The 10,730-nt window shown below is 65.6% G+C and carries 11 protein-coding genes; 7 read left to right on the top strand and 4 right to left on the bottom strand.

The window, feature by feature from the left end:
* Positions 1–129 precede the first annotated feature (129 nt).
* The 4 genes from A4X17_RS19020 (at position 130) to A4X17_RS14300 (ending at position 4,361) form a co-directional block, all read left to right on the top strand.
* Positions 130–1,155, top strand: a complete 1,026-nt coding sequence (locus A4X17_RS19020; RefSeq protein ID WP_082916186.1) for a bifunctional DNA primase/polymerase — start codon at positions 130–132, stop codon at positions 1,153–1,155.
* Positions 1,152–2,210, top strand: a complete 1,059-nt coding sequence (locus tag A4X17_RS14285; RefSeq protein ID WP_064296329.1) for an AAA family ATPase — start codon at positions 1,152–1,154, stop codon at positions 2,208–2,210. The genes A4X17_RS19020 and A4X17_RS14285 overlap by 4 nt, the downstream gene beginning before the upstream one ends.
* A 669-nt stretch (positions 2,211–2,879) precedes the next feature.
* Positions 2,880–3,386, top strand: a complete 507-nt coding sequence (locus A4X17_RS14295) for a hypothetical protein (protein WP_064296331.1) — start codon at positions 2,880–2,882, stop codon at positions 3,384–3,386.
* A 3-nt stretch (positions 3,387–3,389) separates the two neighbouring features.
* A complete protein-coding gene (locus A4X17_RS14300; RefSeq protein ID WP_064296332.1) occupies positions 3,390–4,361 on the top strand; it encodes a hypothetical protein in 972 nt (323 codons plus the stop codon).
* On the opposite strand, the gene A4X17_RS14305 is transcribed toward A4X17_RS14300, so the two are convergent.
* From A4X17_RS14305 to A4X17_RS14315, 3 genes are all read right to left on the bottom strand, one after another.
* Positions 4,358–4,984, bottom strand: coding sequence for a recombinase family protein (locus tag A4X17_RS14305; RefSeq protein ID WP_197479090.1), 627 nt, complete (start codon positions 4,982–4,984; stop codon positions 4,358–4,360). The two genes, A4X17_RS14300 and A4X17_RS14305, sit on opposite strands and share 4 nt — an antisense overlap.
* Positions 4,981–5,355, bottom strand: a complete 375-nt coding sequence (locus tag A4X17_RS14310) for a hypothetical protein (RefSeq protein ID WP_064296334.1) — start codon at positions 5,353–5,355, stop codon at positions 4,981–4,983. Before A4X17_RS14310 ends, A4X17_RS14305 begins: the two co-directional genes overlap by 4 nt.
* 369 nt (positions 5,356–5,724) lie before the next feature.
* On the bottom strand, positions 5,725–7,227 hold the full coding sequence (locus A4X17_RS14315) for a recombinase family protein (RefSeq protein ID WP_064296335.1): 1,503 nt from the start codon (positions 7,225–7,227) through the stop codon (positions 5,725–5,727).
* On the opposite strand from A4X17_RS14315, the gene A4X17_RS14320 reads away from it, so the two are divergent.
* From A4X17_RS14320 to A4X17_RS14330, 3 genes are read left to right on the top strand one after another with little or no spacing between them, the layout of a single operon-like run.
* Positions 7,209–7,880 carry an ATP-binding protein gene (locus A4X17_RS14320; RefSeq protein WP_082916187.1) on the top strand — a complete coding sequence of 224 codons (672 nt, stop codon included), beginning with the start codon at positions 7,209–7,211 and terminating at the stop codon, positions 7,878–7,880. The two genes, A4X17_RS14315 and A4X17_RS14320, sit on opposite strands and share 19 nt — an antisense overlap.
* Entirely contained in the window at positions 7,877–9,217 is a 1,341-nt protein-coding gene (dprA, locus tag A4X17_RS14325; protein WP_064296337.1) for a DNA-processing protein DprA, read from the top strand. Before A4X17_RS14320 ends, dprA begins: the two co-directional genes overlap by 4 nt.
* Positions 9,218–9,274: 57 nt before the next feature.
* On the top strand, positions 9,275–10,204 hold the full coding sequence (locus A4X17_RS14330; RefSeq protein ID WP_064296338.1) for a tyrosine recombinase XerC: 930 nt from the start codon (positions 9,275–9,277) through the stop codon (positions 10,202–10,204).
* Here the strand turns inward: A4X17_RS14330 and A4X17_RS14335 are convergent.
* A partial coding sequence (locus A4X17_RS14335; RefSeq protein ID WP_231884399.1) for a murein hydrolase activator EnvC occupies positions 10,177–10,730 on the bottom strand: 554 nt, incomplete at its 5' end. The two genes, A4X17_RS14330 and A4X17_RS14335, sit on opposite strands and share 28 nt — an antisense overlap.

The following is a 10,730-nucleotide window of genomic DNA, read 5'->3' on the forward strand; positions in this document are numbered from 1 at the left end:
CTCGACGGCAGATACGGCGCCCGAGGCGGTCGCAAGGCGGCCCGATCATGAGCCGCGCGGCCATCGAGTTCGACGACGAGACCATCGACCGGATCGCGGCGTTTCTTCGCGCAACGGAGGTGAGCTCTGATGGAGAGGGAAACTGAAAAGGGTGCCGCCTTGCTCAAGGACGACACCCACGGATCCAGAGGAAACCAGGAACCACAGCATTCGATTGTCGACTATATCCCAGAACCCACCGATGAGCTGGGGTTTTTGCCCTCAGCGCTTGGTTTCGCTCGGCTGGGAAGGTTTGGTATCTTCCCGGCAGAGCCGTTCGGCAACAGGCCCCACCGGAGACTCCTGGGATCCTTTGGACACTTCGAGAGCATCGCTACAACTGATGAAGGGCGAATCCGCCATTGGTGGGGGATCGACAAGGCCTCGAACATCGGTATAGCAACCGGAGCGCCGAGCCGCCTCCTCGTTATCGACTACGACCGTCGACACGGAGTCGACGGGCTTCACTCCTTAATGAGGTGGGCGGACGAAAACGGCCACGAGATACCTCGAGGAGTGAGGGTCGATACGCCTGGCGATGGTGGGCACCTCTACTTCACGCTCGAAGAGCCGCTGCGCAGTTGTGCGGGATGGTTGCCCAATGTCGATGTGAGAGCCGATGGAGGGATGGTCGTAGCCCCGCCGTCGGTTCGGACAGTGTCCATGCGCAGCAGTGCGTCGCGAACACCTGACACGGGCTACCGTCAGTACGAAGTCGGACGGGGGAGCCTGACGGCTCTTCCACCGGCCCCGGACTGGCTTGTCGCGGCCATCCGGAGGGATGGCGGTCGATACCGCACTGGTGGAAGCGGCACCGCTCAGATGGCCTCTGGACTGCTGATCTCAACACAGGACGCTCTCCGCGACGGGCTCCCCGTCGGACGGCGGAACGACAGCATGCATCGGCTGATCTGTCGCTGGTGGGCAAAGTATGGAACTGACAGCGAGAACGAGGTTCATTCACTTGCCCGTGCCGTCTGGCTCAAGACGCCGGATACGGCGACCTTCCCTTGGACCGAAGTCGAGAGCATGCTCCACCGCAACCGGCACTTCATCGCGCAAGAGAACACTCGTCGCATCAACCTTGCAGCGCGGCTCATGGGACGGTCACGATGACGGACTTCGACTACATGACCGCATCGGACGAAGAGATTCTGGCGTTCGCTCGCAGTCTTGACTTGCGGGACGGGCCTCCCGTGCACCGCTCGACGCATGCACGGCTCGTTCCCGGCGGTGACTTCGCGCTCGATGAGCCGGACGTCATCCCTGCGTTGTGGGGAGACGGTGACCGTGTGCTGTGGGCCGAAGGTGAGGCCTTGATGATCGCCGGGGCTCAGGGGCTCGGAAAGACAACGCTCGCGCAACAGCTCATCCTGGCTCGAATGGGCGTGACGGACGGGACATTCTTGGGGCTCACCGTCAAACCGTCGAGCGGACGTTCGCTCTACCTCGCGATGGACCGTCCGAGGCAGGCAGCGAGGTCAATTCGGCGCATGATCACCGAGGACAATCGTGGCCTTATGAACGAGAAGCTGCTCATGTGGAAAGGACCGACTGGTGTCGACATCCGCACGGACTCGTCGGCACTGGCCGACTGGGTCGAGGACCAGGCCGAGGGCATAGACCTGGTGGTCTTCGACTCCGTGAAGGACTTGCTGCCGGGACTCAGTGACGACGCGGTCGGTGCGGCGGTCAACTCCGCGTGGCAGGAACTGATCGCGCGCGGAATTCAGGTGCTCGTTCTGCATCACGAAAGGAAGGCGCAGAACGGCCAGCAGCGCACAGCTTCACTCGACAGCATCTACGGGTCGACGTGGCTGACCGCAGGTCTCGGCTCGGTGATCCAGTTGAGCGGCACACAAGGTGACCCGGAAGTGATGATGCACCACCTGAAGCAGCCGGCCGAGGAGGTTGGGCCGTTGCAGTTGGTACATGACCACAAGCGGGGAAGCACTGCCGTGAGGTACGTCGCGACCGTCGAGTCCGTCCTTCGGGGCGCTGGCATGAGAGAGCTCACGGTGAAGCAGATCGCTACGGAGGCAGACGTAACCGAGGCAACTGCCCGCCGCCATGTGCATCGGCTGGTCGCGGCCGGAACCGTCATCGAGGCGACGGCCGCAAGTCAGTCCTCGACCGGAAAGACCGCAGCCACATATCGGTGGGCTTACTGACCTCGAAGCCCAGTTGCACGGAACTGGGCCGAGCCCAGTCGCAGATCCCAGTTGCAGGGTCCGTGACAGTGCAATTGGGTACGGGCAGCGCCACCCTGAAACCCTGTCGAGTACTACCCACGAGCCCAGTTGCACAGCCCAGTTGCATCCGCCCTGGTTCGGCAACAGGGCGCCCAGTTTCAAACCCCCGGCTATCTAAATAGCCGGGGGTGTAACTGGGCTCGGAGCCCGCACCTCAGGAAGGTCTAACCCAATCGCGGTCACTAGCCCCAACTGCGGAGCGGCAGGACTCATAATGGTTCGGTCTCCGCACTTCTGATCGTACTGAGAGCCAACCCGGAGGAGAGGTATGCCCGACCAGATCCTAGCCAGCGCCCGAGCGCAGTTTCCGAAAAGCGCGAACAAGCGCATCATCGTCAGAGCGGCCTTTCGTCCGGAGGATAGTTCAACTGGCGAGGCGGGGCCAGGCGGGTCCGACGGATGGACCAGTTTCGTCGAGCCAGCTACATATGAGGTCATCTCCAAGCTTCGCGCGGAGGGCTTCACGATCGTAAACCTCGAGACTGGCGGCACAGCGAATCCGTACCGAGACGTTGCGATCTCCCGCTTGATCTGACGCGCCTACGGCTCAATCGAGTGAACTGCTGACTTGCCTGCCACAATGAGCAAATGAGTGCAACGACCTACTCCAAGACGGAGAACCGCTGGCTGATCACGACGACCAAGTACGCGGTGCAGAAGGAGGTGCGGCTGGGCTTGCACTGGTGGGCAGACGGTGATTCGGTCAGCGACGACTACACCAGTGACGACAGCCCCGAAGAGATTCTTGGAGTGTGGCTTGCGCAGCTCAGCGATGACGTAGTGCATATTTCCTGGTCGGTGCAAGTTTGGGAGTCAGACGACGACCGCCATTGGTCGACCGAGCCTGCCCCTCGGTTCTCGCAAGGAAACTTCGGGCGAAATGGCGCCGACTCGTTCGAGACCCACTATCGCCCGCCGCAGAACCTAAGCAGCGACGAACCCATCAATTGGAACCGCCTCCCCGTCGTTGACAAGCTCTGGACAGAACGCGGCGACAAGGGCGGTTTCCTTCAAGAAGTGACTGGGTGGAAGCCGTCACCGTTTCAGACGCACGTCGACACGAGACTCGTCCTCGCAGCCGCGGGTATGTTGTAGCTAATGGAGGACTTCACGTTCTTCACTGCGCATCCCCTTGGCATACTCCTGATCGCGGTGGCGGCCGCGGTCATCGCTGGCCTGATCCTGGCGCTGCTGGCGCGAATACCGAAGCTTCGCGGTCCGATCAACAAGGGCGTGCGCGCGGCCTGGAACTTCGTTAGGAGCATTCGGATTTCGGTCACGACCACAACGCGCCGAGCGGCTGCGCTTGCAGCGGCTGAGGAACGTGGCAGGGCCGAAGTGGAGGAACGAGTTGCTGCTGACCGGAGTGCCGCGCCGATTCCGACGTGGACCGTTACGGCCAGCGACGCAGATGACCGCTTCACGTTGCGGTCGACGCCGGGCCGGTCGACGGATGTAGTGGTCACGGCACCGGCGACGCACTTCGTGCTCGATGGGCACAACGCTTGGTCTGAGGTTGGTGTAGACAGCGATGGCTCGTATGTCGGCAAGACCATCGGTGGGATCGTCACTGACCGGGGGCGGGCTGAAGGGGTGCCGTTCAAGGTTGCATGGAAGGACCGCAACGGTGATCCGCACGAGGCAGAAGCGTTCCTTCCCGCCGAGGCAATCGCGCCGCTGACAACCGCGGAGTCGCTCGAGGAGGCCTTCGAGCGGGGCGTCCAGGAAGAGCGCGAGAAGGTCGTGGCGGAGCGAGCAGCCCCGGTGTATCCGCCTCGCTGGAATGCGGTTCGTGATCGAACCGGCGGGCGAACGGACTTCGTCCTCACAAACTCAGCCGACCAATCCGTTGCCAAGCATGTCGTTCTGCAACACCCCGCTGGTTCGGATTTGAGGTTCATTAGCGGAGCCGCGTGGGACGATCTCTCCGGTAAGAACGCGGCAGTGTTCGAGGCGTTGGTCACAGACGAAGGCTGGGCATTCGGCGTCCAGGTCTGGGTCTACTGGACCGGCAGCGACGGAAAGAGGCGTGATGAGCTGCTCCCTATCGGGGGTACCGGACAACACTAACCGTTCTGAAGCCGCCCCAGGACGCCCCGGATCGTGCTCGGGTAGAACCGACCGCCACGACCGGATACGACCGTCTGGTCGTCGTTGAGCCCTGCTGCGATAGCAGCCAGGGTCCGGCCAGCAGCGCGCTCAGCAACGATCCGTTCCTCGACTGCCGGGTCCATCAGCACGGGGGAGCCGAGCCGGACGCCGTTCGCCTTCGCGACAGCCAGCCCCTCCCTGGTGCGCAGGCCGATCATCTGCCGTTCCCACCTCGACACCGAGGCCATGATGTTCGCGACCAGCTCGCCGGTGGGCGTAGTCGTGTCGATGCCGAGGTCGATCGCCACGACGCCCCAGCCCTGCTTGCTCGCAGTCTCTAGGAGTCGAGCGAAGTCGGCCAAACTCCTGCTCAGTCGATCCAGCTTCGATACGACCAGCGCCTCCGCCTCTCCGCGTTTGAGTTGGTCGAGCGCCGACGAGATGCCAGGGCGATTGATGTCCTTGCCTGATCGACCAGCATCCTCGATCCATTCGACCGTCCAGCCTCGTAGCTCTGCCTGAGCCTCGATGGTTCGACGCTGCGCCTCGATCCCGTACTCCTGCTGGCTGGTCGATACGCGCAGGTAGCCGATCACCTTCACGCGCTGGTCTCGATCTGGTTGGCCGCAACCCAGGCGCGAACCGATGCCAGGTCCGTCAGCTCCGCGACCTCAGTGAGCGCCTGCTGGTAGCCCTGCTGAACCTTCGTGAGTCGTGCTGCTCTGGCCTTCGGCGCAGGCTTCAGCTCCGGGTGGACGGCGTGCATGACGCCAGTCGGGATCGTGGGGGAGTCCTTCGGAGTTCCAGCTTCGATCCACGCCACCACGTCGCGCAGAGTCGAGGCAGTGAAGCTGGTCGGGCCGGTGTAGCCCGCTCCCTCCAGCGTCAAGAGCAGGTCCTTCCTGCTTGGAGCCTTGGCCGGCTCCGTTGCTTCGGTAGTCGCGGAGGGCTTGGTGGCTGCGTTGCTGGTCATGGGTTCGTTCCGTCCTAGGCAGGTACCTCCCGCCGTCGAATCGAAATCAAATCCCCCGATGAACCCAATGTAAATAGGAAATACACAAGACCCTCGACACCTGTACATCGAGATGCGGAGAGGCCATCTGACAGGTTGGGATGGCTCCGTGGATCGACCGATCGGCCAGGGTTGAAGGTCCGCGAGATGGCACGACAGCATCGCCGCGACGTAACTGTCAGGGCAGTCTGCTGCGAGGAGGATGAGTAGTCCAACGCCCCACTCCTACTAGTGGTGGTCTTGTCCTAGCGCCGATCTAGCTGGGGGACTCCCTATCGACCGCCGGGTTCGGTCAGTGTCTTTGTCGCGGCCGTCCAGACCTACGTTGCGTCAGGCTCCTCGGGGGACGATCTTCACTCGCTGCTCCATGACGGTCTGAACGAGGTCAGCTCGCCGAGCAGCATTCTCCGCGGCTGTCTCGTTACTTCGCTTCGGCAGGTTCCGAGCCATACCAGTTGGGTAACGGTCGACTTCGACGCGCGCGATGGCAATCTTCAAGAAGTTGCGTCGCCTCATAGGAGACCACGCCCGCCAGTCGAGACCGTCAGCAAGCGCGTCGCTCATAATCGACGTTCCAAGCAGTGAGTCAATCTCGCGTTGGAGCTGATCGGCCTCAGCCTCGATGGTCGCGCGAATCTGGTCGAGCTCGCGCTGGGGAATCAACCCCCGCACGTACTCCATCGTCACTCGCTGGCGTTGCTCTTCGAGGTCGGTCCTCTTCGACTGAAGGGCTTCGATGCGCGCATCTGCTGAAGGGTCGCGCTCAGCTAGCACCTGACCCCATCGAGGGTTCGCCTCCAACGCCCGCACCACCTCGGTGAATACGTACTCTTCAAGCCGTTCGTGATCGATGGCAACGTGACCGCAAGCGCCAGGAACGAGCACTTCGCCAGTGGTGGGGTCCGTTACAGTGCTAGACACTCGTGAAAGGCAAGCTAGGCGTGTTCGGCCGCGCTTCGTGTCAGTGATGAGCCGGAACCCACATTCAGCGCAAACGGACACACCTCCGCCCATCGAGTACTTACCGCCTCGCACGCCGGGGCTCTTCGTCACGCGACGAGACGGGTCCGTCAGTAGCCGTTCGACTCGATCGAACGTCACTCGTTCAACGATCGGTGTCCATCCGACAGTGCCGGACTTCGTTTCACCGAGGTTCGTTCGGTTCAAGAGGATGGGACGAAGGTTCGACTGCCGCCATGCCTTGCCCGTTCTGGTCATCAGGCCGCGACTGTTCCAGTCCGACGCGATGCCGTACATGGTGTCGCCAGCCAGCAGGCGCTTCATCGCTTCGGTGATCCGCTCGACCTCATCATCCCGAGGCTTCAACTGCGAATCGACAGCGGTGTACCCGTATGGAACGGTGCCTCCGTGCCACTTCCCTGCATCCCGTCGCGCTTGAACATTGCGCTTCACGCGTTGCGACGTTCGGTCTGACTCGTTCTTGCCAATGGTCGCCTTCATCCGAGCGAACATGATGCCGTTGCTCGTCGAAAGATCAGCCTCACCGTTGGCCGTCACGATCATCAGCCCGCGCTCTTCGGCAGCGTCGATCCAGTCCTCGAGCTGGCGTGGCTGGCGCGTGAGCCTGTCCAGGTCCCAGCAGATCAGAGCGTCGAATGTGCCAGCGTTGAAGTCGTCCACGAGCCGGTTGTACTCGGGACGGTTTACGAGCTTCTTGGACGCTGACAGCGATCGGTCGACGTACTCACCAACGACGGTCCAACCCTTTCGCTCAGCGATGGCACGACCGTCGCCGAGCTGGGTATCGATACCGAGCTTGTCGGCGTCCCGATCATCGGACAGCCGGGCGTAGAGTGCTGCGCGAACTGGCATCGTTCTCCTTCGATTCGGTATTACCGTATCTAGGATTCCTTGCCGAAGCGCCGGAGTTCCGCGCCGACGTCCTCGACTCGCTGCGTCAGCCACTCGAAGCCGGCGTGGTCACCGTGCATCGTGCGCACGGCAGCGCGACGTTCCCGGCCGCCTTCCAACTGGTCCTCGCCGCGAACCCCTGCCCGTGCGGTCAGTACGGCACGGCGGACGGCGTCTGCACCTGTCCACCGCAGGCCCGTCGACGCTATCTCGGGCGGATCTCGGGGCCGCTCCTCGACCGGATCGACATCCGCGTGCGGGTGCACCGGATCACCTCGGCACTGACGAGTCTCTCGCGGGAGGGTGAGGTCTCCACCGCCGAGGCTCGTTCCCGCGTCGAGGCGGTGCGGGCCGCGAGTGCCGAGCGGTTGGCCGGCACCGGCTGGATCACGAACGCACAGGCGAGCGGCACCTGGCTCAGGAGCCCGCGGATGCGGTTGCCCCGATCCGTCACGAGCGCGTTGGACCGCTCCCTCGAGCGGGGAGGCATCACCATGCGTGGCTACGACCGGATCCTCCGACTGAGCTGGACGCTCGCCGACCTCGACGGGGCAGGCAGCCCCACAGCCGAGCACTTGGGGCGCGCCCTCTTCCTGCGGAAGGGCATCTCATGAGTGCGTGGTTCGGTTTGGACCGCGGGTTGGTCGAACGCCTCGTCCGAGGCCTCGGCGGCCTGGAACCGGTCGAGGCCGCGGGCAGCCCTGGCGCAGATGGAGGTGCCGAGCCCGTCTTGGAGGCCGATGATGACGTCGGCACCGCCGGGATCCGGGCGGCGTTCGCTCAGGCGGCCTGGACGATGATCGCCGAACCGGGCGACGGCGTCGCCGGGCTCGTGATCGGTGCGCTCGGCCCTGCGGGCGCACTGTCAGCGGTTCTGGACCGGGTGGGGCCGACCGAACTGCAGCGCCGCATCCTCGGCAGCGAGTGGTCCAGTGGCTCGGGCTCGACGTCGGCCGATGCCGAGTCCGAGGATCCCTCCGCGGTGCCCGTCTCCCGTGTGCTCGGAAGTGCGCTGGAACGCTGGCGGCCCCGGCTCGTCTCGGCTGACCTCGTCGCCGCGTGTGAGACGGCGATCGAGGTCGGCGTCCGACTCCTCCTGCCCGGCGCTCCGGGCTGGCATGCGGGGTTCGACCACCTCGGTGTGCACGCGCCGCACGCCCTCTGGCTCCGCGGCTCTCCCAACGCCCCCGCGGGAGAACGTGCCATCGCGTTGGTCGGTGCCCGGGCCGCGTCCGGTTACGGTGAGCACGTCACCCTCGAGGCGGCGGCCGGGCTCGTCGATCGGGGCTTCGTGATCGTGTCGGGTGCCGCCTACGGCATCGACGGCGCGGCGCACCGAGCCGCCCTCGGGAGCGGAGGGGCGACCGTGGCCTACCTCGCAGGTGGGGTCGATCGGCCGTACCCTGCCGGTCACGACGCGCTCATCCGTCGGATCCGCGAGGCCGGCGGAGCCGTCATCAGCGAATCGCCGTGCGGGTCCACACCCTCGAAATGGCGGTTCCTGCAGCGGAACCGACTCATCGCCGCAGCCTCGGCGGCGACGGTGGTCATGGAGGCCGGAGACCGCTCCGGTTCGATCAACACGGCGGGTCACGCCGCGTCCCTCGGGCGTCCGCTCGGAGCCGTGCCCGGCCCGGTCACGAGTCCGTCGTCGGCGGGCTGTCACCGCCTGATACGTGAGTATGCCGCCACCTGCGTGACGAACGCCGAGCAGATGGCGGAACTCGCCGGATGGACCGCGGTCGACGCGGACGCGCAGGCGTTCGCCTCGCCAGAGGAACGCCGGGTCCGTGATGTGATGAGTGCCCGCTCGCCGCGCACCGTCGAGGCGCTTGCGAAAGCGAGTGGTCTGAGTCCTCGCGAGGTCAGCGGCGTGCTCGGTGCGCTCGATCTCGCCGGGGCCGTCGAGGAACGGGAGCGCGGGTGGGTGCTCGTCGGGGGACGGGCGTGAGGTGATCGCTCGGCGGGGGAAGGCCACGGCGTCGGACGCGTGGGGCATGCTGTCCACGTGGACATCTGGAGCAGCATCGACGGGTTCTCGGAGCACCTCGCTTCCGAGCGTCGGCTGTCGCCGCAGACCGTTCGCGCCTACGCCTCCGATCTTCGGCAGCTCGCCGACTTCGCCACCGGACGCGACGTCGAGCTCGTCGACGGCGTGACGCTGGACCTCCTCCGCGACTGGCTCTGGGCCGCTTCCGAGGCCGGCTCGTCCAAGGCGACGCTCGCGCGACGCACCGCCACGGCGAAGGCGTGGAGCGCCTGGCTCCTCCGCACCGGCAGGGTCGATTCGGACGTCGCAGCACGTCTCCGGAGTCCGAAGACGGGTCGGACCCTGCCACGCGTCGTCGGCCGGGGCCCGTTCGACGACCTCCTCGCGGGGCTCGAGGACCGCGCCGCATCGGGGGAGCCGAACGCCCTCCGCGACCTCGCCGTCGTCGAACTGCTCTACGCCTCGGCCCTTCGCGTGTCCGAGCTGTGCGGACTCGACCGGGACGACCTCGACCTCGACCGACTCACCGTCCGGGTCACGGGCAAAGGCGACAAGGAGCGGGTCGTGCCGTTCGGCGTCCCCGCTCAGTCGGCGATCGTCGACTACCTCACGAGCGCCCGCCCGCAGCTGGTCGCCCGTGCAGCCGCGAACGACCGCGGACCGACGCCCGCCGCAGCCCTCTTCCTCGGCGCGCGCGGAGGGCGGCTCGGCCCGCGCTCCGTCTACACACTCGTCGCCCGGCTCCTCGACGCCGTGCCCGGCGGCGGTCCGGCAGGGCCTCACGCCCTGAGGCACACCGCCGCGACGCACCTGCTCGACGGAGGAGCGGACCTCCGCGCGGTCCAGGAACTCCTCGGCCACGCGAGTCTCGCGACGACGCAGATCTACACGCACGTCTCCGTCGAACGCATCAAGGAGAGCTACCGCAACGCCCACCCGCGGGCCTGAGCCCCCGCCGTCGCGGTCAGCGGGAGCAGGACGGCCGGTGGCAGCTCGCCGAGCAGCAGCATCGGATTGACGTAGACGCCGTCGCGCCGCACCCCGAAGTGCACGCAGCCGTCGGCGCAGTGTCCGCCGACGCCGACGGTCCCGATCGATGCCCCGCGGGTCACCGGACTGCCGACCTCGACCGAACCCACCACCGGCTCGATGCTCGAGACGTGTCCGTCGTCGTGCCGGATCACGACGAGCGGTCGGTCGACCACCGTCCCGCTGAACGTCACGACGCCGGCGGCTGCTGCAACGACCGGTTGACCGGGCGATGCGGCGATGTCGACACCCCGGTGGCCGGCGCTGTACGGGTCGGGCGGCGCGACGAACGGCTCGGTGACGACGTGCGGGGGAGCGATCGGCCAGCTCCAGGCCGGCGCCGCCCCAGACGTGCTCACGGGTGCGAGGAGCACCAGACAGGAGATGAGGAACCAACTGGCGATCGAGGTCATCATGATCCGAGCCTGACGGGCTGGGGAAAGCG

Source organism: Plantibacter sp. H53, from assembly GCF_001650455.1.
In the GTDB taxonomy this organism is placed as follows: domain Bacteria; phylum Actinomycetota; class Actinomycetes; order Actinomycetales; family Microbacteriaceae; genus Plantibacter; species Plantibacter flavus_A.